Consider the following 24,560-nt stretch of genomic DNA (forward strand, 5'->3'; position numbering starts at 1 on the left):
AGCGCACATGGTAGCCACTAGACAGTCACATCAGCTAACTAAGCCGAGTGATTTTGCCAGCCGTATCGAGCTGTTAGCGCTAACAGAAGACAAACATACCTTATTAGAGCAGGCTCACCAACTGTGCCTGCATTGCGATGATGCAAAACGTGAAAACACAGCCATTGAAATGGTGGAGATTTTAGCTGAGCTAAATTTAGACGCAGATTCCCTTGCTACTGCTTTTTTAACGCCTTATTTTTTAGCTGAAAAAATCTCGATAGAGACAGTCACTGAAAAGCTGGGTAACCACGTTGCATTATTACTAACTGGCGTAAGCCAAATGGCGACCATCAGTACCTTAGCCCACCAAGGGAAAGGCACTGTACAAATTGATAATATCCGCCGCATGTTATTAGCCATGGTTGAAGATGTGCGGGCTGTAGTGATTAAACTGGCGGAGCAAGTGTGCCACTTGCGTGATGTTAAAGACGCCAGTGAAGAAGAGCGCGTTATTGCCGCTAAAGAAACTCGCGACATTTTTGCCCCCCTTGCTAACCGTTTAGGGATTGGCCAGCTTAAGTGGGAACTTGAAGACCTGTCGTTCCGTTATCTGCATCCAGATACTTATAAAAATATCGCTAAACAGCTAGATGATAAGCGCCTTGCCCGTGAAGCTTACATGGAGAACATGGTTGCTTTAGTTAAAGCACGCTTGGCTGAGGCGGGTATTGAAGGTGAGGTGTATGGTCGCCCTAAGCATATCTACAGCATCTACAAAAAAATGGCACAGAAGAATTATGAGTTCGACCAGCTTTTTGACATTCGCGCTATGCGCATAGTGGTAGAGCGCCTGCAAGATTGTTACGCGGCGTTAGGTATCGTTCATACTAACTGGCGCCATTTAAATAAAGAATTTGATGATTACATCGCAACACCTAAACAAAACGGTTATCAGTCAATTCATACCGTGGTATTTGGCCCAGAGGGTAAAACCGTTGAAATTCAAATCCGTACGAGCGAAATGCACCAAGATGCTGAGCTAGGTGTTGCTGCGCACTGGATGTACAAAGAAGGTGCATTGCCAGGGCGTGGGTCGGGCTACGAGCAAAAAATTAGTTGGTTACGTAAGTTACTGCAATGGCAAGAAGAAGTTGTTGATGGTAGTGATCTTGCGGAAGAGCTTAAAAACCAAGTAGTAGAAGACCGCGTTTATGTGTTTACGCCTAAGGGTGATATTTTCGATTTACCGCTGGGTGCAACACCACTTGATTTTGCTTATTACATTCACTCAAACGTAGGGCATCGCTGTATTGGTGCAAAAGTGTTCGGCAAAATCGTACCCTTTACTCATCAATTAAGTACCGGTGATCAGGTTGAAATTTTAACTCAAAAGCAGCCTAATCCAAGCCGTGATTGGTTAAACCCATCGCTTGGTTATATTAAGTCATCACGAGCTCGTTCTAAAATCCATCATTGGTTTAAGCAGCTTGATCGCGATAAAAACTTAAGTGCCGGTAAAGAGATTCTTGAAACTGAGCTGCAAAAGCTGGATTTATCGACCAAAGATCTAGCGCCAGCAATTGAGCGTTTTAACCTTAAAGGCCTTGACGACCTTATGGTTGCGGTAGGTGCTGGGGATGTTCGCTTAAACCAGTTATTAAACTTTATTAGTGACCGTGAGCATGACGAACCACAAATTAAGTTTAAAAAACCAAAAAGTGTCACTGGCGATAAGAACGGTATTGTTGTTGATGGGGTAGGTAGCTTAATGAGCCATGTTGCTAAATGCTGCCGACCCGTGCCGGGTGATGAAATCATCGGCTACATTACGCAAGGCCGAGGGATTGCAGTTCACCGTGAAGATTGCGATTCGTTTGAGAAACTTCGCCAGAAGCATCCTGAGCGGGTGATATCAGTAAGTTGGTCAGACGACATTAATGGCTCTTACTCATTAACGATTAAAGTTGAAGCCACTGACCGCTCAGGTCTTATTCGAGATATCAGCTCAGTGCTTGCAAACGAAAAAGTGAATGTGCTGAACATGAACGTCAACACAATTGAAGATAAGCAGCTTGCGCTGTTTTCAATGCAGGTTGAAGTGCATGACCTATCGAGTACTAACCGCTTATTGTCTAAGCTACACCAAATCGAAGGTGTGCATGATGCAAAGCGTGGTCATTCGTAATGAGTAATAAACAGGCAATTGAGCAATCGCTTGCAATTATGGCTAAACTACGGGACCCAGAATCTGGGTGCCCGTGGGATTTAAAACAAGACTTTAAATCGATTGTGCCGCATACCCTTGAAGAAGCTTATGAAGTAGCAGACTGCATTGAAAAAGGTGAATTCACTGAGCTTAAAAGTGAGCTTGGCGATTTACTTTTTCAAGTTATTTTTTATGCTCAACTTGCTAAAGAGCAGGGCTTATTTGATTTTGCCGATGTGGCTAATACGCTTAATGATAAATTAGTTCGTCGTCATCCCCATGTCTTTGCAAAGCAAAGTGAGCTGTCGGACGCTGAGCTTTCAGCGCAGTGGCAAGCTATTAAAGCACGAGAGCGAGCAGAAAAAACCGCCTCTCCACAAATGAGTTTATGGCAAGATATTCCTGATGCGATGCCGGGCTTATCAAAAGCGAAGAAGATTCAACAGCGTGTAGCAAGCCTAGGGTTTGATTGGCCAAGTTATCATGGGGCACTCGATAAAGTTGCTGAAGAAGTAGACGAAGTTAAAGAAGCACTGGCTCATGATCCTAACTCTGATCATAGTGCAGAGGAGCTGGGTGATTTACTGTTTGCAACGGTAAATGTAGCCCGTCATATTAAACGTGACCCTGAGCAATTATTACGAAGTGCCAATGCTAAGTTCGCGTCACGCTTTGAAAAAGTGGCTGCTTACTTAGGTGAACGTGGTCAAAGTTTAGAGACGGCTAGCCTCGAAGAAATGGACAACGCATGGGAAGCCATTAAAAAGCAGGCAAACTAAGTAAGTTATGATACGGCTTGGGTACAGCGTAACCAAGCTCGTTTTTTGTGCACTTATTTGCTAATTTTATCTGGATTGATAGCAGTCCCTTTGCTACAATATCGCCCCGTCTTGATTCTATATTATTCCTTTTAATTCCTGATATTCTAGGGTTCGCATGAGTACAAAATTTATCTTCGTAACTGGCGGGGTTGTTTCTTCGTTGGGTAAGGGTATTGCAGCAGCGTCATTAGCCGCTATTTTAGAAGCACGTGGTCTTAACGTGACTATTTTAAAGCTGGATCCTTACATTAACGTTGACCCAGGCACTATGAGCCCAATTCAGCACGGTGAAGTATTTGTAACTGAAGACGGTGCAGAGACTGACCTTGACTTAGGTCACTATGAGCGTTTCATCCGTACCAAGATGACTAGCCGCAACAACTTCACACAAGGTCGTGTTTATGAAGATGTATTACGACGTGAGCGTCGTGGTGAGTACCTTGGTGCAACAATTCAGGTTATTCCACACATCACAAACGACATTAAGCAACGTGTATACGACGGTGCTGAAGGTCGCGATGTAGCAATCGTTGAAATTGGCGGTACAGTTGGTGACATCGAGTCACAACCATTCTTAGAAGCAATTCGTCAGCTTGGTACTGAAATTGGCCGTGAGCGCGCATTGTTTATCCACCTAACGCTAGTGCCATTCTTAGGCCCAGCAGGTGAAGTTAAAACTAAGCCAACACAACATTCAGTAAAAGAATTACGTTCGATTGGTATTCAACCTGATATCTTGATCTGTCGTTCTGATCGTAAATTACCAAATAACGAGCGTGCGAAGATTGCACTTTTCACTAACGTTGAAGAGAAAGCCGTTATTTCATTACCAGACGTAGAAAGCATCTATAAGATTCCTGCGTTACTTAAGTCACAAGAATTAGATAACTTCGTATGTCGTCGTTTCTACCTTGAGTGCCCAGAAGCAGATTTATCTGAGTGGGAACAAGTGTTATATCAAGAGTCTAACCCGACAGGTGAAGTGACAATTGGTATGGTTGGTAAGTACATAGAACTACCAGATGCATATAAATCAGTAAACGAAGCATTAAAGCATGCGGGTCTGAAAAACCGTTTAACTGTGAACATCGAATATGTTGATTCACAAGACTTAGAAAGCAAAGGTACTGAGTTATTATCTCACCTTGATGCTATCTTAGTACCAGGTGGCTTCGGCGGCCGTGGTGTTGAAGGTAAGATCTTAGCGGCTAAATATGCACGTGAAAACAAAGTTCCTTACTTAGGCATTTGTTTAGGTATGCAAGTAGCGCTTATTGAATATGCGCGTAACGTTGCAGGCCTTGAAGATGCAAACTCAACTGAGTTTAACGCAAACTCTGCGCACCCAGTTGTTGGTTTAATCACAGAGTGGCAAGATGCTGACGGTAACGTTGAAATCCGTGATGAGCAATCTGACCTTGGTGGCACTATGCGTTTAGGTGCACAGAAGTGTCACTTAACACCAGGTTCAAAAGTAAGCGAAGTATACGGAAGTGACGAAATAGTTGAACGTCACCGTCACCGTTATGAAGTGAATAACCACTTTGTAGAGCAGCTTGAAAAAGCTGGCTTAAGTTTCACTGGTTTATCTGAAGATAAGAAACTAGTCGAAATCATCGAGAATAAAGATCACCCTTGGTTTATTGCCGCGCAATTCCATCCGGAATTTACGTCAACGCCACGTGATGGTCACCCGCTGTTTGAAGGGTTTGTTGCAGCTGCACATACTCACCAAAAAGCGTCATCGTAATTTAAATAGGCCGTGCTATATGCACGGCTTATTTGTTTTAAAAAGCCAGCAACAATAAAGCTGGCACTAACTCACCATTTTCGGGAAAAGAGGAATCAAGATGTCAGAAATCGTAAAAGTGATTGGTCGCGAAATCATGGACTCGCGTGGTAACCCAACTGTTGAAGCTGATGTACATTTAGCTGATGGTTCATGGGGCCGTGCTGCAGCACCTTCTGGTGCATCAACAGGTACTCGCGAAGCGCTTGAATTACGTGATGGTGATAAAGCACGTTACCTAGGTAAAGGTGTTTTAAAAGCAGTAGGCTATATCAATAACGAAATCGCTGAAGCGCTTAAAGGTCAAAACGCAGTTGATCAAAAAGCGGTTGACCAAGTAATGCTTGACTTAGATGGTACTGAAAACAAAGAAAAACTAGGTGCAAATGCTATCTTAGCTGTGTCTTTAGCAACAGCTAAAGCGGCTGCTAACTCTAAAGGCGTAGAGCTTTATGAGCACATTGCAGACTTAAACGGCACACCAGGTGTTTACTCAATGCCATTACCTATGATGAACATCATCAATGGTGGTGAGCACGCTGATAACTCTGTTGATATTCAAGAGTTCATGATCCAGCCAGTTGGCGCTACAAACTTCCGTGAAGCGTTGCGCATGGGCGCTGAAGTTTTCCACAGCCTAGCAAAAGTACTTAAAGCTGAAGGTCACTCTACATCAGTAGGTGATGAAGGTGGTTTTGCTCCTAACCTTGAATCAAACGAAGCGGCACTTGCTGCAATCAAGGTCGCTGTTGCAAATGCAGGTTATGAGCTTGGTAAAGATATCACTCTAGCTCTAGACTGTGCGGCATCTGAGTTCTACGACAAAGAAGCAAATATCTACGACCTTGAAGGCGAAGGTAAAAAATTCACTTCTGAAGAATTCAACCACTTCCTTAAAGGCCTTACAGAGCAATACCCAATTGTTTCAATAGAAGACGGCTTAGATGAGTCGGATTGGGATGGTTTCGCACACCAAACACAACTAATTGGCGACAAAGTACAATTAGTAGGTGATGATCTTTTCGTAACTAACACAAAGATCTTAAAGCGTGGTATTGATAACGGTATTGCTAACTCAATCCTAATCAAGTTCAACCAAATCGGTTCATTAACTGAAACGCTTGCTGCTATCAAAATGGCTAAAGACGCTGGCTTCACAGCTGTTATCTCACACCGTTCAGGTGAAACTGAAGATGCGACAATTGCTGATTTAGCAGTAGGTACTGCAGCGGGTCAAATCAAAACGGGTTCATTAAGCCGTTCTGACCGTATTGCTAAGTACAACCAATTACTTCGAATTGAAGAAGTATTAGGTGAGAAAGCACCTTACAATGGTCTTAAAGAGGTTAAAGGTCAGTAATCTGGTTTTTAGCTCATCAAGACCTTAAAAACCTCCTTCGGGAGGTTTTTTTATAGCGTAAACTTTAAGTAGTAACAGCAAGCTTTTGTAATCAATATAAAAATGATAATGTTTTAAAGATTATTGTGTTTTGTTCTATTTAATCTGAGGGTAATGTGGCTGGCAAGTTAATTTTTGAATTATTAGAAGCGCGGTTCAATGGCAAAATAGTTGAAAATTCGGCCATAATTGATTACGCGGTTAAAAATAAAGACTTTGCGAGAGCTTGGTTTTACCATGCTATATCATCTTCTTTGCTACATGATGAATTGATTAACTGCCTTCTAATTGCAAAGTATCATAATTTAAATGAACTTGAATTGTTGTTTGAGTATTGGCCTAAATTGCAGTTTCAAAAGTGTCAGCTATTGAAAGCCTCGCCTCATCTAGTTAGTAAAGTCCCTGAGATTAATGAGTTGCTAACTGAAGAGCTGACTCAACTAATTCAAATGTTGTTACCCCTTCCTGTATCGCAAAATCTTGGTGATTCTCGAGTTAACTTACTCGACAGTAAAATGAATGATGAAGCCCTACAAAAAGTGATTGGATTTGCCAAAGAAAAATTAACTGATGCCAAACTTTATTCGGAACAACAAAAGCATCAGAAAGTAGATTCAATTCGAAATAATGATCAACATATTGTTACTTTACCAGTCAATGATTTTTTCACGGCACTTATTCAAAGATATATGTGTATTAATAATATTTTTGATTTGAAGTATGCTGAACCAGCTATCATTTATCGATATAAAAAAGGACAGCAGTATAAATGGCACTATGACTTTATCACCCCGAGCAATAGTGCAGCCCAAAAAGAAATAGACTTTTTTGGGCAACGAAAAAAAACAATCATTTTAAACCTTAATGAGGGGTTTAAAGGTGGGGAGACTGCCTTTAAGTTTTGGGAATTAGAAGTATCAGCGAAAGCAGGTCAGTTAATTCAATTTAACAATATGCTTGATACTAAAGTTGATAAAAGTTCAGTACATTCTGGAAAACCAGTAATTGATGGTGAAAAATGGATTTGTACTCTATGGTTCAGAGAAAAACCATTCTGGTTAAGAGCTTCTATTTGGAATTCATAGCTGAAATTGTTGTTTTAGGATCTCGCCGGTAAAGCTGGTTTTTAGATAAAAGCCGCGAGGTAAGGTTTGTACTATCTGGCCATTCGGGCCAATTGCATCAGTCAGCGCTTTGCTATTGGCAGCTTTTGGCCTTATTTGCATTACATCGCCTAAATGACCCGAAATTTCATCTACGCGACCAAGGGCGATTAGCTCCATTTGTTCTTCCCAATCACGCTGTAAAAGGGCATCTTGCTCTGCACTTGGCTGCCATAAAAAGCCACTGCCTATGGTACGGTGAAAAGGCAGTATCTCACGTTCGCCTAAAATCGGTAGCCATAAAACATGATTCAACTTTTTACGAACCGTGCTTTGCTGCCAAGTCATTCCTGTCACATTTAATAGCGGCGTTACCGAAACAAAGGTTGTTTCGAGAGGTTTGCCTTTAAATGAAATCGGCAAGGTTTTTAGCTCAATGCCTAACTCTTCAAAATCAGGTGTTGGTTTTGAACCCGCTGTTGCGCCAAGCACATATTCGATAAGTTGCCCGGTCCAGCCTTTTTCACGAAGTAAATCGTCAGGGGTTTTAAATTGATATTGCTCAGCTAATTGCCCTAGGGTGAGGCCAGCAATAGCATCAACACGTTGCATTAATTCGTTTATAGAAGCGGGTTTTATTGGTCGCATAAGGCGTTTATTTTATTGTCTATTTATCCGGTTCATGATAGCAAATGCACGCCTTAGTGGATATCTTTGTGTTTGGGTGTTTTTTGCGCACGTTAAGTGTGGGCTAAAAATAATCAGTTTTATTTTGAGGTGTCATACCTTAACTAATTGATATTTATCTATTTTGCTGTTTTTGTAAGGTGTTTCCATTTCATTAATTAATCAGTTGTTTGTATAAATACAGATATATAAACATGTTTATCCACAGTTTCTGTGGAGAAAGTGGATATTTAAACTGTTGATTGTGGATTTGTTTGCAATTTAGGCATGATTTACAAAAGTTATGCACAAGCTGTGGGTAAGGTGATGAAAATACGGTTGTAAATAGTTATTTTAATCAAACAGCACATTTTTATGATAATTACTTCGTAACACCTTGATTAAACATGTTTGTTAAAAAATAATTTTTCAATCTAATTTAGGCTTAGGTGTAAAGTGTTTGCTGTATCGCAGGTTATGTGGAACAATCAATAAAAATCGACTTACAAATGAGGCACTAAGGTGATTGATGCCGAAGGTTTTCGTGCCAATGTCGGAATTGTAATTTGCAATAATCAGGGACAAGTATTTTGGGCTCGTCGCTATGGTCAGCACTCTTGGCAATTTCCCCAAGGTGGTGTGGATGACGGCGAAACTGCTGAGCAAACCATGTACAGAGAATTACACGAAGAAGTGGGCTTGCTTCCTGAAGACGTTGAGATCGTCGCAAGTTCTAAACATTGGTTACGCTATAAATTACCCAAGCGTTTAATTCGCAGAGACTCAAGTCCTGTGTGCATTGGGCAAAAACAAAAATGGTTTTTACTGAAACTTCGTTGTAAAGATGAAGATGTAAATTTACTTAAAACTCATCACCCCGAGTTTGATGATTGGCGATGGGTGAGTTATTGGTATCCGGTTAGGCAAGTTGTTTCGTTTAAGCGCGATGTATATCGTCGAGTAATGAAAGAGTTTGCTCCGTTTGCAATGCCGTTTAATAAACGAGAGCAACACAAAGATCATTGGCGACATAAACGATAAGGGCAACCTTATTTAAATCAAAGGAGCAGCATCATGTTAGCCACGCTCAGATCAATTGCTGAGGCAGTGTCGCAACAGGCGGACTTAAACAGTGCGCTGGGGTGTTTTGTGCAAATGGTAAAAGATGCCATGCAAACACAGTGCTGCTCGATTTATTTTGCCGATTATAGCCAAGATAACTTTGTATTGATGGCCACCCAAGGCCTCAACCCAGATGCCGTGGGTAAGTTTCGTATAGGCTTTACCGAAGGTCTCGTTGGCCTTGTTGCTCAGCGTGAAGAGCCCATTAATATAGCTTTTGCTAAATCTCACCCTCGTTTTAAACTCTCACCTGAAGTTAATGAAGAAGGCTATAACGCGTTTTTATCAGTGCCAGTCGTGCATCAGAAAAAGGTTTTAGGCGTTATTGTTGTTCAACAAAAACTAGCCCGTGTTTTTAGCCCTGACGAAGAGTCATTCTTAATTACGCTCTCGGCCCAGTTAGCTTCTCAGTTAGCGCATGCAGAAATAAAAGAAATATTACGGGTCGATGAGTTTTCACACCAAACCTCAGTATTGAAAGGGGTATCAAGTGCGCCGGGTATTGCCATAGGTGAAGCCTTTGTAGTAATCCCTAAACTTGACTTTAGCTCTATAGAACTGCAAAAAGACGACGATGTGAGCACCCAGCGCAAGCTATTTACACAAGCTGTGGCTGCGACGCGTAACGAGTTTAATACCTTATCTATGACTCTGAGTGACTCTATTCCGCAAGAGGCACTTGCTGTATTTGATGTTTATCAGCAGTTACTCGATGCCAAAAGCCTTGGTCAAAATGTTGAAGCGCAATTAAAACAAGGCTGGAATGCTAAAAGCGCCCTGAAAATTGTTATTGAGAAATTGGTGACTCAATTCAATGCCATGCAAGACCCTTATATTAAAGAGCGCGCTGTTGATGTTAAAGATATTGGTTTACGGGTTTTACATCACTTAGTTAATACTGAGCATGCGGCAAAACCTTACCCTAAAGACACTATTTTAATTGCCGGTACACTAACCCCCGCAATGCTCGCTGAAGTACCTAAAGGGCACCTTGCTGGGGTTGTGAGTGTTAATGGTGCAGCAAATAGCCATGCTTCAATTTTAACTCGTGCTATGGGGATCCCAGCAATTTGGGGCATTGAAGATGTGCCGTTATTGCAGTTTGAAGGCAAGCAAATGATATTAGACGCCTATGCAGGGCGTTTATATATTTCTCCTTCACAAATGCTGCAAGAGGAATACAGCCAGCTTAAATATCAAGAAGCCTTATTGAACGACCGTTTTGTTGCAGAGCAAAACCTAGATGCCGTCACTAAAGATGGCGAACACATTAGCTTGTTACTAAACGCGGGTCTTGAATTAAATACCGAGCATGACAATAAGCCATTTTGCGATGGGGTAGGTCTTTATCGCACCGAAGCCTGGTTTATGCAAAAAGGCCAGTTTCCTTCACAGTCAGAACAAGAAAACTGGTATCGCGAAGTGCTAACGAGTTACCACCCTAATCCTGTGGTGATGCGTACACTCGATATTGGTGGTGATAAAGTTTTAGATTACTTCAATATAACCGAAGAAAACCCGTTTTTAGGTTGGCGTGGTATTCGCGTGACCTTAGATCATCCTGAGCTATTTTTAGATCAACTTAAGGCGATGTTAAAAGCCAACATTGGTTTGGGGAATTTAAAAATTATGCTGCCGATGATCAGTGGCTCAGAAGAAGTCGATGAATCTTTAAAGCTGCTCGAACAAGCCTATTTTGAGTTAAGTGAGCAATACCCCGAACAAGCCATTGAGCGCCCTGAAATCGGGGTGATGTTAGAAGTACCTTCAAGTGTATTTATGCTTGAAGAGTGGTCGCAAAAAGTCGATTTTTGCTCTGTGGGTAGCAACGATTTAACCCAGTATATGCTGGCAGTTGACCGCTCTAATGCCCGCGTTGCTGAGCTATTTAATCCTTATCACCCAAGTGTTCTTAGAGTGTTGTTAAAAATAGCACAGGAGTGTCAGCAACATGAGCTGCCATTTAGCTTGTGTGGTGAGTTAGGGGGCGACCCTGAAGGCGCATTACTGCTTATTGCAATGGGTTATCGAAGCTTGAGTATGAACTTTGCTTCGATTAGTAAAATTAAGTTTGTGCTTAGGCGATTAAATGTCAGTGATATGGAAAAGTTACTTGCTGAGTGTTTATTACAACCCACTGCAAAACATGTACTTAGGTTAACGCGTAACTTTATGATTGAACATCAACTCGGTGAGCTATTTTACACCCCAAGCCAAGGTCAATCATGAGGGAAAATTGTGCTGTGAAGCACTTATACCCAAGCCACCTCAAGATGTAGAATTCAGCGTTTCACAGGTGCTTAATATCAAGGCGTTACTTTGCAACAATGGCAGTCCCTTTTAAGAAGTAACAACGATGAGAGTAAGTGCCTGTGAAACGCCCAAAGGGTTGGTTTAAAAGCGATTTATACTGCGTTATTGATTTTAACAATAGAACCACTATTACTTGCAATCAATGCCTTGCCTAAATCGCTTTTAATTCCAACTGAAACTCGCATCTTGAGGTGGTTTGGGTATATATATTAGTTTAGTATATGTATATAACAAATTGAATATATGAGTGTGCTATGCATGACGTAATACTTTTAATGGTGTACTGCGCAATTTTGGGCAGCGTGGTTGGATTTTTAGCAGGCTTATTAGGCATTGGTGGCGGTCTGATTATCGTGCCGGTACTTAGTGCGCTATTAGTGTCGTTTAATGTTGCCGACCCAAGCCATGTATTAGTTATCGCGATAGCAACCTCGTTAGCATCCATTATTTTTACCTCGACGTCTTCAGCCTTTGCTCATCATCGTAATGCTAACGTGCCATGGGAAATTGCTCCTTGGGTTATGACTGGCGTTGGCCTAGGCGCATTGATCAGTGGCTTTGCAGCAAGCTTTATTCCTGAGCAACTGCTGCGCTTTGTTTTTGCCGGTAGCGTGGTGTTTATCGCACTTAGAATGGTGTTATCGACACGTAAAAAAGCCGCCAGTGAAAAGCCGCTTCCATCAGGGCCTATTCTTGGCTTTTTATGTGCCATAATGGGGGCACTTTCAGGACTAATTGGTATTGGTGGTGGGGCGCTAATTGTGCCGCTACTGCATTATTTTTCCGTTGATATTAAAAAGGCCATTGGTTGTGCTGCTGCTTGTGGTATTGTCATTGCGCTGTTTGGCTCGGTGGGTTACGTATCTGCCGGCTGGCAATTAACATCTTTCAGTGATGGATTTGCCGGATTTGTGTATTTACCTGCGTTAGTCGGGATTGTGGTTACCTCGTCGCTCATTGCGCCTATAGGTGCCAAAGCCACGCATTACTTGCCTGTGGCAACAATAAAAAAAGTATTCGCGCTATTACTTGTCATAATTGCGCTTAAAATGGTGTTTAGTTAAAGGTTTTTATTTTTATGGCTCTTCAATTTCCAGATATCGATCCGGTTATTTTTTCGGTAGGCCCGCTCAGCGTACGTTGGTACGGTTTAATGTATTTAATTGGTTTTGCTTTGGCGATGTGGCTTGCTAATCGCCAAGCAGCAAAACCAAACTCAGGTTGGACAAAAGAACAAGTCAGTGACTTATTATTTTACGGCATGCTCGGGGTTATACTCGGTGGCCGTATTGGTTATGTATTGTTTTATCAGTTCAGCTACTTTATCGAAAACCCACTGTATTTATTCAGAATTGACCAAGGTGGTATGTCGTTCCATGGCGGCACCCTGGGTGTCATTACAGCTATTGCAATTTTTGCTTGGACCCGTAAAAAATCATTGTTTGAGGTAGGTGACTTTGTAGTGCCACTTGTGCCGCTTGGTTTATTAGCCGGACGTATTGGTAACTTTATTAATGGCGAACTATGGGGCCGAGTGACAGATGTACCTTGGGCATTTGTTTTTCCTACAGGTGGCCCAGAGCCACGTCATCCATCCCAATTATACGAAGCCTTTTTAGAAGGCCTAGTACTGTTCTTAATCTTACAATGGTTTATCAAAAAGCCTCGTCCAGCGGGAAGTGTTGCTGGGGTGTTCTTACTTGGCTATGGTACGTTTAGGTTTATTGTTGAATACTTCCGTGAACCAGATGCTCATTTAGGTTTATTTGCAGGCGTTATCTCTATGGGTCAAATACTGTCATTGCCGATGGTAATTGGTGGCCTTGGTTTGTTAATATGGGCTTATAAAAAGCCGCAGCAAAGCGTGGCAAGCAAAGCATAACAAGAGCAATTCAATGAAACAGTATTTAGATTTATGTCAGCGTATTGTTGACGAAGGTGTGTGGGTTGAGAACAAACGCACAGGAACCAAATGTTTAACAGTAATTAATGCCGATCTTGAATATGATGTGGCAAATAACAAGTTTCCGCTCATCACCACGCGAAAGAGCTTTTACAAAGCGGCGATAGCGGAGTTACTGGGTTATTTACGTGGTTACGACAGCGCTGCACAGTTTCGTGATATCGGCTGTATGACTTGGAATGCCAACGCGAACGAGAACAAAGCTTGGCTTGAAAATCCGCATCGTCGTGGTGAGGATGATATGGGCCGTGTGTATGGTGTTCAAGGGCGCAGTTGGCAACGCCCTGATGGTAGTCACCTTGATCAGCTTAAAAAAGTTATCGATAACTTATCGAATGGAATTGATGATCGCGGTGAAATCGTCACTTTTTATAATCCAGGTGAATTTGAGCTAGGTTGTTTGCGCCCTTGTATGCACACACATACCTTTTCTCTGTTAGGCGATACTCTATACTTGACATCATACCAACGTAGCTGTGATGTGCCGCTGGGTCTGAACTTTAATCAAATTCAATGTTTTGTGTTACTTGCTTTAGTTGCACAAATAACCGGACATAAACCGGGTAAGGCGTATCATAAAATAGCGAATGCGCATATTTATGAAAACCAACTTGAGTTGATGCGTGATGTACAACTTAAGCGAGAGCCTTTCGCGTCGCCAGAATTAAAAATAAACCCAAATATTAAATCATTAGAAGACATTGAAAGCTGGGTTACAAAAGATGATTTTGAAGTAGTAGGTTATCAGTGTCACGATGCAATTAAGTATCCGTTTTCAGTTTAAGAACAATAAAATTTAAGGAGAAATCAATGAAAGCAGTGATCCCAGTTGCTGGCCTTGGCACGCGTATGTTACCTGCAACAAAAGCAATCCCTAAAGAAATGCTTCCTATTGTTGACCGCCCGTTGATTCAGTACGTTGTAAATGAAGCAATATCAGCCGGAATTAAAGAAATTGTTTTAGTAACGCATTCAAGTAAAAACTCAATTGAAAACCACTTTGATACCAGTTTTGAGTTAGAAGCCACACTTGAAAAGCGTGTGAAACGTCAGTTACTTGCTGAGGTACAGTCAATCTGCCCGAAAGATGTGACTATTATCCACGTTCGTCAAGGTGAAGCGAAAGGTCTTGGTCATGCGATAAATTGTGCGGCGCCTATTATAGGTAATGAACCGTTTGTTGTTATCTTACCGGATGTGATCATCGATGATGTTGCGAGCGATCTTAAAAAAGATAACTTAGCTGAAATGATCCAGCGTTTTGAAACCACCGGTGAGAGCCAAATTATGGTTGAGCCTGTGCCGCAAAACGAAGTAGACAAGTTCGGTGTAGTAGACTTAGGTGATGTAACAATCAATCAAGGTGAAAGCGCCGCAATTTTGAATATGGTTGAAAAGCCTCCTATTGATCAAGCTCCATCAAATCTTGCTGTTGTGGGTCGCTATGTACTGAGCAAAAATATTTGGCCATTACTTGCAAAAACTCCAGCTGGGGCAGGTGATGAAATTCAATTAACAGATGCCATAGCCATGCTAATGGAAAAAGAAACGGTTGATGCATACTCTATGAAAGGTAAAAGCCATGACTGTGGTAGCAAAATTGGTTATTTAAAAGCCATCGTTGAATTTGCTTTACGACGTGAGGAATTCAAAGATGAATTGAGCGACTTCATAAAGTCGTTGGTTAAATAACCAATTCTATTTACTTAGTAATAAATTATGTTAAAAAAGTGCCTATATGGCACTTTTTTGTTATTTACAAGCAGCTGACAATTGTTGATTATTAACAAATTAGGGACTTTTCTGATATACCTTTGTCTTATAGGGTTGTTAAGATGAGTATGGTGATTAATTGCTCTAATTCAGTTAGTTAACTGAGTAATGAAAAGCATTAATAATTTTGCTGCAAATTGTTTATGTTATAAAGCTACTTTTTACTAACAACATGATTTGCAGCGAATTAAAGCACTAAACTGAAATTATAATAAAAACATAATGTTAGTGTTTATTTTCAATATCTTAAATTATCTTTTAGCTTTTGATGTACAGGTAAGTACTAACAGATAGTCTTCTTCAAAGTAAGAAGCAATTTTTTAACGGTACGTTTAAGAATCCTGATTATGAAAGATTACTTCAAGCCTTTTCGCTGCAGTATATACCTAATGGTGTTATTAACTGTTTCTGGTTGCAGTAATGAGCTGCTGCTAAGCTCTACCGTTAATTCTATGCAAAGTTTTGCACTTCGCTTAATCGATCCTATTTTTCAAATTAATGTAAAAACTAGTTCTGAGCTTCAATCAACGGCTACACAAAAAAATACCCTAGCCACTGCTGCTATATTAGCACCTACAAAACCTAATTATACTTTTGCGTTACAGTTAGCATCAGTTAGCTCTGAGACCGCAATAGAAGTCACCTTTCATAAAATGGCAAAACAAGCGCCTAGTATTTTTCAAGGTAAACCAATTTTGAATGTTGAAGTTGCAGACGTGCATGATAGAACTTTCTACCGCTTAAAGTTTGGAGGCTATAAGTATTTAAAAAATGCGAAAGCTGACTGCGCGGCTATTAAGCGACAAGGTATTGATTGTTGGGTTAGTAAATACACAGATAATCGAATTTATTTTTAGCGTCAAATATTCACTCTAAAGGTGGCATTTTTATTGCTAAGATTTAAGTCTGTTTTTTAGAATTGACGTCACCATGCATTTTTCTATTTTCTCTAAATATTTATTGTTAACCATCTGCTTAACTGCTTTAACAGCATGTATGATGAGCCAAGAACAAAGCCAGCCTGTTTATACTGAACAGCAGGTACAGCAATTTGCTGCCGAGTGGCAAAATCAACAGCCTAGCATTGAACGTCTTGCTGCAATGGAAAAAGACCTTGCGTTGTTAATCGAGGTACTTTCGGCTAATAGTGATTTAACTGCACAACCATCGGCATTTGAGCCGCAAAATGATGTGATCTATCACCAAAGTGAGCAAATACAATCTCAGCAATCATCATCAATCGACTCATTAGAAACAATTATTGCTGCAAACAAAGCAGCAGAAGCAGGTGTGCAATTAGGTTTATATTTAACGCCGAAAAAGGTCAGACATCAGGTCTTGAACCTTAAACGTGATTACCCTGCTGTTTTAAATGACCTAGATTTTCGCTTTAAAACTCGTGAGCAAAAAGGGGTAACCTTGTATGGATTACGAGCAGGTCCATTTGCAAATTATACTCAGGCGACAGCTTTTTGTGAGATAGCCAAAAGAATGGGGCAAACTTGTGTGACAGCCCCTTTTATTGGGGAGATGCTATAAGTATCTTTCCTCTTGGAAATTAGGGGATTAACCTTAAAGTATTTGTTCTAGAGGTCGATAAAGCTTAAGATACAGCAAAATGGTTTAGCCATTTATTTATAAGGACTTAATATGAAATTACCTCTTTCTTTAATTGCATGCTCATTAGCATTTTCTGCTTTTTATTCTTATGCCACTACTGAATCTTTCAGTGCAACAGTAAAGGTTCAAAACTCAGTTGTTTTAACAAAAGGAAATGATCTAAATTTTGGTACTATTCGTGCCGTAGCCGATCCTTCAGGTGCTGCGCAAGCTGTTTTAACAATTAACCCAGAACCTGATGCAAGCCCTGTTTCAACAAGAACAGATGCATCTCCTGCGATTATTTCAATTATTGAGCAAGGGTCTCCTGCTTCATTTACGGTATCGGAAGCGGTGCCTAATGCGCGTTTGTCGATTACTGATCCTACAGCTAATACTTTAGCTTCTGATGGACAAGGTTTAAATGAGCCAAACTTTATTGTTGATGAATGGAAGTATTTTATTACTTCAGGCCCAAATGCAAATGCTTATTACCTTCCAGGCAGCCCAAATTTAACAGCAGATGCAGACGGCAGTGTTGAGTTTAACATTGGTGCCAATTTATCTACCTCAAATTCGGCGTCATCTGAGCCTTATCGTGATGTTGAGTATACCGGCACTTTCCAATTAGAAGTTGCTTACTAATAATACTAGGTAATTAGTCATGCGCTTTTTGCTTTTAGCTACTGTTTTATTTTGTGTGTTCTCAACACCCTTACAGGCTGCGAGCACAGAGCAACAAGCGCTTGATTTTGGTACTCTAGTTATTCTAGCTAATACAAATACCAGCTCTGTAATCGTCAAAGATGATGGCAGTATCAATACGCAGGGCTCGGTTTATGTTCTTAAAAATGGCCGCCCTGCAGAATTATTACTTACTGACTTTCCAGCTAGAACTCAGCTAACTATGAATCTAGTTGCCCCAGTTGACTTAACACATGATATCGATGGCAACTCGAGTGCTGGATTTTCTGTACGCCTTAATGGTTTTCCTAAATATGTGATTACCAATGAATTTGGTGAAGCAAAAGTATTTATTGGCGGTATTTTAACGACAGACCGTAGCGCTAAACCATACGCTGATGGTCAGTATTCTTCTACAACTTATTTAGAAATATCAGTCGATTACTAAGGATAGATATGTTCGCAAAACGTCTTTTATGTGGATTTTTTTTTGTTTTTTTCAGTCAATATGCAACGGCAAACTTACTTATTTCACCAACGCGGGTTTCATTTGATGAGCGCCAACGAAGCGCAAAAGTCACCGTCATTAATAGCTCAGAAGAGTACCGTACATACCGCGTGGTATGGAGCGAAAAATTAGCGCTACCTGGTGGGGGCTATCAAACATTGAGTGAGCCAGTAACCACGAGCCTTTCTCCTATGGCACGCTTATCACCAAAGCAAATTCGCTTAGCACCTGGCGAAAGGCAAACGATTAAAATAGCAATTAGAAAGCCTAAGGATTTGGCTAAAGGGGAATATCGTTCCCATTTACTATTTCAAGCCTTACCAAATGAAGATAAGGCAGCTAAGGCTGGACTTAAAGTGAATATGATTTTGAGTTTTAGTATTCCAGTTGTATATCGTGAACAAGGTGAGCTGCCAAAAGTTGCATTTCAAACTGCAGAAATAGTTGAAGATTCGGTAAACAAAAAACCAAAAATTGCCGTTAAATTAACTGAACAACAAGGTTTTAGTAGTTACGGTCGACTTAGCGCGTATATTACTAATTCTGCAGGTAAACAAGAAAAAATCGCAGAAATCGGGAATCTAAGCCTATACCCTGAAGTTGAACAAGCGACTGTGTTGTTAGATTTATTCTCTGGTAAACAGTTGCCAAAACAAGGGAACATTGAGCTTAAATATCAAGGTGCCGATGAGTATGAAGGCGTCGATTTTGGCTCATACTCATTGCCTATTCGACATTAGGGATTAATGCGAAAAAATTTATGAATCGCTTATTTGCGTTAGGGCTTATGCTATTAAGTCCTATCAGCGTTGCTAATTCGACTGTGAGTACAGAGGATGTACTAGCTAGAGTCAATGCCATAAGAGCTAAGCTAAATGGCGAACAGCTTTACGCTCCACAATCTAAGCATATAACTGCTGTTAATCATTCTGCAGATACCTTAGACGCTCAGCAACGAATTGCCACTGGGGAATTTTTGCTATTTTCAATTTATTTAAATGAAAATTATTTAGGTGAGTTGTTTGCCCTTAAGTCTGATCAAGACATATTGCTTGGCGTTTCGGGGCTAGTTGATATTTTACAGCTTGCAATTAATGTCGATATATCAGCCGAGAGGGCCGAAGGTTGGTTCATTAACACCAATAAAACCTTTCAATTAACAGCTCAAAAACAGTTGATTACAGATACAAAAAAGTGGCAGCTTACAGAACAACAAATTAGTGTTGATGATGATATTTATATAGAGGCAGCAGTACTCGCTGAGGCTTTAGAATTTCAGCATCGCTCTGATTACGCAAGCTTAGAGCTGTATATTGAAACTGAGTCTGTTTATCCGGTTGTCGCCCAAGCGCAGCGACATAAAAAACAACTACAAAGCTATAGTACTCAAAAGCAAGCAACTTTACCTTGGAAACCAAGCCCATACCAGGCCTTATCTGTCCCTGTGGCTGACTTACAATTGAACTATACCCAAGATAATGATGGTAGTCAGGCAAGTTACTCATTACTTGGCTCGCAAGATTTTGCATACCTTACTATGGAATACTTTTTATCGGGCCGTGAAAGTGATTTATTGAATAACTCAAGACTAACTTTCTCCAAGCAAGATGTGAATAATCAGCTGTTAGGTCCACTTGCTGCAAGTCTTATTGAGGTAGGTGATGTCACAGCTACGCAAGTTGGCAGCCGTTATAACAACCAATACGGGCGCGGAGTTAAAATTTCGAATTATCAACTTGGGCAAGCAGTTAATAATAATCGAGTGAATCTAACTGGTGCAGTACAGCCAGGTTGGGATGTTGAATTATACCGCAATGGTATTTTAATTGAGCAGCAATTGAGCTTGGCGGATGGGCGCTATGTTTTTGCTGACGTTGATTTACTGTTTGGTGAAAACAACTTTGAGTTGATTTTTTATGGTCCGCAAGGGCAAGTAGAGCGAAAAACAGAATATTACTACATTGATGGCACGCAGCTTGAACAAGGGGAAGCAGTCTATGAGCTATCTGTTTCAGAGCAAGGCAAGCAGTTATTAGGTAATAACAGTAATAGTGCAAACAAGGGCTGGGTTGCTGCAGGGCGATACCAATATGGATTGAGTGATAACGTTGCTATGTACTCAGGCTTTATGGCGCAAAAGCAAGAGCAAGATGAGTTATACCATGTTGCTCTAGGAACGAATCTCAGCTTGTTAGATAGGTTATTAGTTAATCTGGAATATGAAGAAAACAATCAACAACAAAGAGAATTTGAATTAACAACAAGAACTAAACTGGCTGATCAGTCCTTGTTGTTCAGCGCTACGAACCGTACAGATAACCTGAATGGTCGAGATATAACGCTGAAAAGCTATCAATTTGATATGTCTGGTGAGCTGATGCAAAACAACTTTGGGCGGCTTAATTATCAAAACAACTTTTTAGTTCAACACGCACAAAGTGGTGATTTAAAGCAAATTTATAACCGTTTAAATTACAGCTATGCAAACGTCTCAATAAATAATTTATTGCAATGGCAAGACCCAAGCGCCGGGCAAGAAAGTGTAGGTGGTATGACGCGCTTACAAACACGACTAGGCAGAGTGTACAGTCGGTTTGGTGTTAATTATCGACTTTCTCCAGTGAGTGAGATAGCAAGTTATGAAGCTGAATTTAGCCGAAGTTTAGGCCCGAGTCTCCAAGCAGAGTTAACTTTAAGGGACTCTCTAGATTACGATGTTCAGTCTGCAGAATTAGGACTAACGTGGCAAAATGACAGGATTAACTTAAGTAGTAATGTTAATTACGATAGTAATGACCAATGGCAAATTCGCTTAAATAGCCGATTTAGCTTTGGTTTTGATAGCCAATATAATCAACCATTTATGAGCAACAGAACATTGACCAATACAGGTAGCTTAATGGTTAATGTGTTTTTAGATGAAAATGATAATGGTATTAAAGACAGTACTGAGAAGGGCTTGGCGGGTGTTAAAGTAAAAGGCTTACAAAATTATCGCCAAGCGATTACTGATGAACAAGGGATCGCGATTCTTTCTGCTATGCCAGCTAACCGCACAACAGATATAGTGCTCGATCGTGACAGTTTTGCTGACCCTTTTATGATCCCCGCCCACGATGGTTTCTCCATAACACCACGAGCAGGCTTTGTTGAGTACATGGATTACCCAGTAAATAATGCCAGCGAAATAGAAGGCACTGTTTATCAGCAGACAGAGCAAGGAGCTAATGTTCAACCTTATGCCCAAATTACTTTAGTGGATGAGCAAGGTAATGATGTAGCAACTACGCAAGCGGCTTATGATGGCTATTACTTGTTTACTGATATTAAGCCCGGTAAGTATCAGGCGATTGTAGATAAGCAGTACCAAGGACAAAAATCACTGACTAGTACTCAAACACATAAAATACAGTTATCGCCCAAAGGTGATGTGCTGGTGGGAGTTGACATTACTTTGCGGCCACTCGAAAAGCGCCAGGGATATATAGCGAGTATTGGCAAGTTTAATTCACTGAAAATATTAAAGGTGTATTACTCATTGGTGAAACAGCGTTTGTTACAGCAAGGGTTAAAAAACGCTTTTTATATTCACGATAAAGCAAATGCGCACTACACGCTTGCGGTTGGCTTTGACGCACAATTTGCAAACGAGCTTGAGCAGCAATGTGTGCAGCTAATATCACAAGCAATTAAATGCCATGTAACAGAGCAGCATGTTCAACACTTGCAAGGAGCAAATTATGGTTTTTAGTATTTTTCAAAATCTGAAGAAAGTATGGTTAGTTTTACTGGTTACTCCTATCTTTGGTTGCCAAAGCGTATCAGAGCCACAAGTGAGTGAAGAAAACTTAGTGAAAATTAGCAAACAAGAGCTTATGGAGCTAAGGCAGTCGCATCAGCAATTCCAAGCAATGAAGCCAGAGCTTGAGCGCTTGCTGACAATTGAAAGTGAGTTAACCTTACTCACTGAACAACTTACTTTGTTAAATACGCAGCAAGCTGAGCCTGTAAATACTAAAAAGTCATCAGTAACCGCCCCTCAGTTTATTGCGGAGCCTGAAGCTAAGTTTGCACTACAGCTTGCTTCCGTAACAGAATTACCTCGACTAACAGCTCGCCTTGCTGAAATTAAAAAACAAGCGCCGGCACTATTTCATGGTCAGTTTATTGCTAATGTAGAGTCAGTAACTGTAAATGGCAGCACTTTCCATCGCTTGAAAATTGGTGCATATCAACAAAAGCAGCAAGCTGCTAATGATTGTAAAAAGTTAGCATCTGTCGGGGTGGCATGCTTGGTATCGCACTATGTGCAAAATCCGCTTGATTTATCCCATCAACAATAATACTTAGGCATAATTATTGCTTTATACTTACTAAGTTTAGTGAGGATGGCAATTATGCGCCTGTTATTTTATTCAGTTTTTTTAGTGTTGGTGGGTTGTAGCTTAACTGAAAAGCCACAAAAAGCGCCCCCTAGAGAAACCCCAAAATCGCCGATGGCACCTTATACGGTGCATCAATACGTTGCTGATCTAAGTAGTCAGCTGAGCCGTATTCAAGGCCCTTACAAAGGCAATGCACGTATTGCTGTGACCAGTTTCTATATGGCTGATGGCTTAGGTACTGATTTAGCAGAAGATCAGGGCAGTGGCTTGAGCCAGCAAATTCAAGAAAGTTTATTAACGCAATTTACTCAGCTTGGTTTTCATACCATAGAGTATCGATTAGAAAAGACTTTAAATTTGCAGCAATCGGCCGATAGTGTACTTAGTCGTGATGTAAATACCTTGCGTCAACGTCAGAATATTGACTTTGTTATTACCGGCACACTGACGCGGCAACAACATGCCTACATAGTTAACGCCCGATTGGTAAATACCAAAGATCTGCGAATAGTGTCAGCAGCAAGCACCGAGATCCCTATCAATGTGATGTGGGGCGCTGAAAAAGTTCAGCAACGTGATGGCCAGTTGTATCGAAGCGAATATTAAGAGGAACTCATTTAATGAAACGTTTAATTTTAACTTTATGTTTGCCTTTTGGCTTTGGTTGCTCGTCAATGTTAACTGGTGATGTAACACAACACGATAATGATCCTCAATTAGCTGCGCAAAGAGAAGTTGCCGCGCCGCATAGTAACTACAGTGTGTTTCAAACCAATCAGGCGGTGATGAATAACAGCACCTTTACCGCTGCACCAACGCGCAAAAATATTAATCACTATGTGCGTGGCATCATGCAGGACTTAGTTGAAAACTTGCAATATGTTAGCGATAGTACGCCGGTTGCTGTTTCAAGCTTTGTATACCTTGATGCAGATTACAACTCAACGAATTTGCTAGGTAATCAAATTGCCGAAAGTTTCATTCATGAGCTTCACGCATTTGGTGTACCTGTCATTGATTTTAAAACCACTGATTATATGCGTGTCACGCCAAGTGGTGACTATGTTTTCAGTCGTGATTATTTAGAGCTAAGCCAAGATCAAAACTTCAATTATGTATTGGCGGGTACTTTGGTTAATCATCAAAGTGGTGTGCTCGTTAATGCCCGCATTGTTGGTTTAGCAAGCAAAGCAGTTGTAGGTTCAGCTCAAGGCTTTATACCACAATCAGTGGTTGATGCCCTTGATAGCACCAACCGTAGTGATGGTATTACACTTAAACAAGCAAGTGAGTAAGCTATGAAAGGTTTTATCTTCGCATCGTTAACGCTCGCGATTTCTGGCTGCCAATTGCTGCCAGAGCAATCAGCAGAGCCGCAAAATACCGCTCAAAGTGCACCTCCATCAGCAAGTACTCAAGTCGATTATGTTGCTATGCTGCAAGCGCTTGAGCAAAAAGATATGCAGCAGGATAACGCTAACCATCGTTTATTTGTGCCTTATCAACATCATAAAACCGTTGTTAATTATGTCGAGCAAATGGCCCTTGAATTAGTGGATACCATGCAACAAGAAAGCGAGTTAGGAATAGCCATTACTAGCTTTGTTGATTTAGATGCGAGCCTAAAAAACAGCTCTCAACTTGGTAATCAACTCTCTGAAACAATGATGCACCAGCTGCAAAAATTCGGCTTTGGCGTTGTTGATTTTAAAGCGATGGATATCATTAGTGTGACCTCGCGTGGTGATTTTGTTATGTCGCGTGATGTAGAAGAGCTAGCCGAGCGTCGCATCGCCAGCCATGTACTTACAGGCACGCTGATATATCGCCCTAATGGTGTTGAAGTGAATGCGCGAGTAATTAATCTAAACTCAAAGCTGGTTATTGCTAGCGCACAAAAAGTGATCCCATATTTTGTGCTAAAGAATGAGTCAATCAAATCAGCAACTGCTCGCGTTAACTAGCCTCATTATTTTACCGATCGGCTTGCTCTAAAGCCGGTTGGATTAATTTCTTGATTACCAAAGCCTTAGACCGTTATAATTTTCTGTAGCTTTACCTCAGCTTTTGAGTGGCCTCTTAGTTAAATGGATATAACGGCCCCCTCCTAAGGGGCAGTTACAGGTTCGATTCCTGTAGGGGCTACCAATAAAATCAATGGTTAGTCATGTTCTTCTTTGAAGCAAATTTGTAGCATTAAAGTTCCAAATCGATTGCCTAAATCAATATCCGATAAGTTTGAGTGTT

22 protein-coding genes and 1 tRNA gene are annotated in these 24,560 nt (G+C 40.8%); 22 read left to right on the forward strand and 1 reads right to left on the reverse strand.

Annotated features, from left to right (window positions below):
* The first annotated feature begins 7 nt into the window (after positions 1-7).
* The 5 genes from relA (at position 8) to AOG27_RS17830 (ending at position 7,282) form a co-directional block, all read left to right on the forward strand.
* Positions 8-2,167, forward strand: a complete 2,160-nt coding sequence (relA, locus tag AOG27_RS17810) for a GTP diphosphokinase (protein WP_054554344.1) — start codon at positions 8-10, stop codon at positions 2,165-2,167.
* On the forward strand, positions 2,167-2,967 hold the full coding sequence (mazG, locus tag AOG27_RS17815) for a nucleoside triphosphate pyrophosphohydrolase (protein ID WP_054554345.1): 801 nt from the start codon (positions 2,167-2,169) through the stop codon (positions 2,965-2,967). The genes relA and mazG overlap by 1 nt, the downstream gene beginning before the upstream one ends.
* Before the next feature lie 157 nt (positions 2,968-3,124).
* Positions 3,125-4,759 (forward strand): CTP synthase, encoded by a 1,635-nt coding sequence (locus tag AOG27_RS17820; protein ID WP_054554346.1) that lies wholly within the window; start codon positions 3,125-3,127, stop codon positions 4,757-4,759.
* 100 nt (positions 4,760-4,859) lie between these two features.
* Positions 4,860-6,158, forward strand: coding sequence for a phosphopyruvate hydratase (gene eno, locus AOG27_RS17825; RefSeq protein WP_054554347.1), 1,299 nt, complete (start codon positions 4,860-4,862; stop codon positions 6,156-6,158).
* A gap of 155 nt (positions 6,159-6,313) precedes the next feature.
* Positions 6,314-7,282 (forward strand): prolyl hydroxylase family protein, encoded by a 969-nt coding sequence (locus tag AOG27_RS17830; protein ID WP_054554348.1) that lies wholly within the window; start codon positions 6,314-6,316, stop codon positions 7,280-7,282.
* Here AOG27_RS17830 and mutH read toward each other — a convergent pair.
* Complete coding sequence (gene mutH / locus AOG27_RS17835) at positions 7,277-7,948, reverse strand: DNA mismatch repair endonuclease MutH (RefSeq protein WP_054554349.1); 672 nt, start codon at positions 7,946-7,948, stop codon at positions 7,277-7,279. The two genes, AOG27_RS17830 and mutH, sit on opposite strands and share 6 nt — an antisense overlap.
* A gap of 540 nt (positions 7,949-8,488) precedes the next feature.
* Between mutH and rppH the strand changes: the two genes are divergently transcribed.
* The 17 genes from rppH to AOG27_RS17920 all read left to right on the forward strand — a co-directional run bounded on the left by rppH (position 8,489) and on the right by AOG27_RS17920 (position 24,461).
* Positions 8,489-9,007: an RNA pyrophosphohydrolase gene (gene rppH / locus AOG27_RS17840; RefSeq protein WP_054554350.1), complete on the forward strand. Its 519-nt coding sequence runs from the start codon at positions 8,489-8,491 to the stop codon at positions 9,005-9,007.
* Positions 9,008-9,040: 33 nt separating this feature from the next.
* Positions 9,041-11,317 carry a phosphoenolpyruvate--protein phosphotransferase gene (gene ptsP, locus AOG27_RS17845; protein ID WP_054554351.1) on the forward strand — a complete coding sequence of 759 codons (2,277 nt, stop codon included), beginning with the start codon at positions 9,041-9,043 and terminating at the stop codon, positions 11,315-11,317.
* A gap of 338 nt (positions 11,318-11,655) precedes the next feature.
* The gene (locus tag AOG27_RS17850; RefSeq protein WP_054554352.1) at positions 11,656-12,465 is read left to right on the forward strand and encodes a sulfite exporter TauE/SafE family protein; all 810 of its coding nucleotides are present in this window, start codon (positions 11,656-11,658) and stop codon (positions 12,463-12,465) included.
* Between the two features lie 14 nt (positions 12,466-12,479).
* Entirely contained in the window at positions 12,480-13,283 is an 804-nt protein-coding gene (gene lgt, locus AOG27_RS17855; RefSeq protein ID WP_054554353.1) for a prolipoprotein diacylglyceryl transferase, read from the forward strand.
* 13 nt (positions 13,284-13,296) lie between these two features.
* Complete coding sequence (locus tag AOG27_RS17860) at positions 13,297-14,148, forward strand: thymidylate synthase (protein ID WP_054554354.1); 852 nt, start codon at positions 13,297-13,299, stop codon at positions 14,146-14,148.
* 26 nt (positions 14,149-14,174) lie between these two features.
* Positions 14,175-15,056, forward strand: coding sequence for a UTP--glucose-1-phosphate uridylyltransferase GalU (galU, locus tag AOG27_RS17865; protein ID WP_054554355.1), 882 nt, complete (start codon positions 14,175-14,177; stop codon positions 15,054-15,056).
* Between the two features lie 428 nt (positions 15,057-15,484).
* Positions 15,485-15,994 carry an SPOR domain-containing protein gene (locus AOG27_RS17870; protein ID WP_054554356.1) on the forward strand — a complete coding sequence of 170 codons (510 nt, stop codon included), beginning with the start codon at positions 15,485-15,487 and terminating at the stop codon, positions 15,992-15,994.
* Between the two features lie 73 nt (positions 15,995-16,067).
* Positions 16,068-16,676: an SPOR domain-containing protein gene (locus AOG27_RS17875; protein WP_082389317.1), complete on the forward strand. Its 609-nt coding sequence runs from the start codon at positions 16,068-16,070 to the stop codon at positions 16,674-16,676.
* Positions 16,677-16,787: 111 nt separating this feature from the next.
* Entirely contained in the window at positions 16,788-17,381 is a 594-nt protein-coding gene (locus AOG27_RS17880; RefSeq protein ID WP_054554358.1) for a DUF4402 domain-containing protein, read from the forward strand.
* A gap of 19 nt (positions 17,382-17,400) precedes the next feature.
* On the forward strand, positions 17,401-17,868 hold the full coding sequence (locus tag AOG27_RS17885) for a DUF4402 domain-containing protein (RefSeq protein WP_054554359.1): 468 nt from the start codon (positions 17,401-17,403) through the stop codon (positions 17,866-17,868).
* Positions 17,869-17,876: 8 nt separating this feature from the next.
* Positions 17,877-18,668, forward strand: a complete 792-nt coding sequence (locus AOG27_RS17890) for a fimbria/pilus periplasmic chaperone (protein WP_054554360.1) — start codon at positions 17,877-17,879, stop codon at positions 18,666-18,668.
* A gap of 20 nt (positions 18,669-18,688) precedes the next feature.
* Positions 18,689-21,679 (forward strand): hypothetical protein, encoded by a 2,991-nt coding sequence (locus AOG27_RS17895; protein WP_054554361.1) that lies wholly within the window; start codon positions 18,689-18,691, stop codon positions 21,677-21,679.
* Positions 21,669-22,271: an SPOR domain-containing protein gene (locus AOG27_RS17900; RefSeq protein WP_054554362.1), complete on the forward strand. Its 603-nt coding sequence runs from the start codon at positions 21,669-21,671 to the stop codon at positions 22,269-22,271. The genes AOG27_RS17895 and AOG27_RS17900 overlap by 11 nt, the downstream gene beginning before the upstream one ends.
* Before the next feature lie 54 nt (positions 22,272-22,325).
* The gene (locus AOG27_RS17905) at positions 22,326-22,919 is read left to right on the forward strand and encodes a FlgO family outer membrane protein (RefSeq protein ID WP_054554363.1); all 594 of its coding nucleotides are present in this window, start codon (positions 22,326-22,328) and stop codon (positions 22,917-22,919) included.
* Positions 22,920-22,933: 14 nt separating this feature from the next.
* Positions 22,934-23,608, forward strand: a complete 675-nt coding sequence (locus AOG27_RS17910; RefSeq protein ID WP_054554364.1) for a FlgO family outer membrane protein — start codon at positions 22,934-22,936, stop codon at positions 23,606-23,608.
* A gap of 3 nt (positions 23,609-23,611) precedes the next feature.
* Positions 23,612-24,277 (forward strand): FlgO family outer membrane protein, encoded by a 666-nt coding sequence (locus AOG27_RS17915; protein WP_054554365.1) that lies wholly within the window; start codon positions 23,612-23,614, stop codon positions 24,275-24,277.
* Between the two features lie 109 nt (positions 24,278-24,386).
* Positions 24,387-24,461 (forward strand) — tRNA-Arg (locus AOG27_RS17920).
* Positions 24,462-24,560: the final 99 nt, after the last annotated feature.

Origin of the sequence: Pseudoalteromonas lipolytica (assembly GCF_001306915.1) — a bacterium.
GTDB lineage: Bacteria > Pseudomonadota > Gammaproteobacteria > Enterobacterales > Alteromonadaceae > Pseudoalteromonas > Pseudoalteromonas simplex.

What these genes read in the sequence shown, in the direction of transcription:
- relA (WP_054554344.1), top strand. Translation starts at nt 8, where the DNA reads ATGGTAGCCACTAGACAGTCACATCAGCTAACTAAGCCGAGTGATTTT.
- mazG (WP_054554345.1), top strand. Translation starts at nt 2,167, where the DNA reads ATGAGTAATAAACAGGCAATTGAGCAATCGCTTGCAATTATGGCTAAA.
- AOG27_RS17820 (WP_054554346.1), top strand. Translation starts at nt 3,125, where the DNA reads ATGAGTACAAAATTTATCTTCGTAACTGGCGGGGTTGTTTCTTCGTTG.
- eno (WP_054554347.1), top strand. Translation starts at nt 4,860, where the DNA reads ATGTCAGAAATCGTAAAAGTGATTGGTCGCGAAATCATGGACTCGCGT.
- mutH (WP_054554349.1), bottom strand. Translation starts at nt 7,948, where the DNA reads ATGCGACCAATAAAACCCGCTTCTATAAACGAATTAATGCAACGTGTT.
- ptsP (WP_054554351.1), top strand. Translation starts at nt 9,041, where the DNA reads ATGTTAGCCACGCTCAGATCAATTGCTGAGGCAGTGTCGCAACAGGCG.
- AOG27_RS17850 (WP_054554352.1), top strand. Translation starts at nt 11,656, where the DNA reads ATGCATGACGTAATACTTTTAATGGTGTACTGCGCAATTTTGGGCAGC.
- lgt (WP_054554353.1), top strand. Translation starts at nt 12,480, where the DNA reads ATGGCTCTTCAATTTCCAGATATCGATCCGGTTATTTTTTCGGTAGGC.
- AOG27_RS17860 (WP_054554354.1), top strand. Translation starts at nt 13,297, where the DNA reads ATGAAACAGTATTTAGATTTATGTCAGCGTATTGTTGACGAAGGTGTG.
- galU (WP_054554355.1), top strand. Translation starts at nt 14,175, where the DNA reads ATGAAAGCAGTGATCCCAGTTGCTGGCCTTGGCACGCGTATGTTACCT.
- AOG27_RS17870 (WP_054554356.1), top strand. Translation starts at nt 15,485, where the DNA reads ATGAAAGATTACTTCAAGCCTTTTCGCTGCAGTATATACCTAATGGTG.
- AOG27_RS17875 (WP_082389317.1), top strand. Translation starts at nt 16,068, where the DNA reads ATGCATTTTTCTATTTTCTCTAAATATTTATTGTTAACCATCTGCTTA.
- AOG27_RS17880 (WP_054554358.1), top strand. Translation starts at nt 16,788, where the DNA reads ATGAAATTACCTCTTTCTTTAATTGCATGCTCATTAGCATTTTCTGCT.
- AOG27_RS17885 (WP_054554359.1), top strand. Translation starts at nt 17,401, where the DNA reads ATGCGCTTTTTGCTTTTAGCTACTGTTTTATTTTGTGTGTTCTCAACA.
- AOG27_RS17890 (WP_054554360.1), top strand. Translation starts at nt 17,877, where the DNA reads ATGTTCGCAAAACGTCTTTTATGTGGATTTTTTTTTGTTTTTTTCAGT.
- AOG27_RS17895 (WP_054554361.1), top strand. Translation starts at nt 18,689, where the DNA reads ATGAATCGCTTATTTGCGTTAGGGCTTATGCTATTAAGTCCTATCAGC.
- AOG27_RS17900 (WP_054554362.1), top strand. Translation starts at nt 21,669, where the DNA reads ATGGTTTTTAGTATTTTTCAAAATCTGAAGAAAGTATGGTTAGTTTTA.
- AOG27_RS17905 (WP_054554363.1), top strand. Translation starts at nt 22,326, where the DNA reads ATGCGCCTGTTATTTTATTCAGTTTTTTTAGTGTTGGTGGGTTGTAGC.
- AOG27_RS17910 (WP_054554364.1), top strand. Translation starts at nt 22,934, where the DNA reads ATGAAACGTTTAATTTTAACTTTATGTTTGCCTTTTGGCTTTGGTTGC.
- AOG27_RS17915 (WP_054554365.1), top strand. Translation starts at nt 23,612, where the DNA reads ATGAAAGGTTTTATCTTCGCATCGTTAACGCTCGCGATTTCTGGCTGC.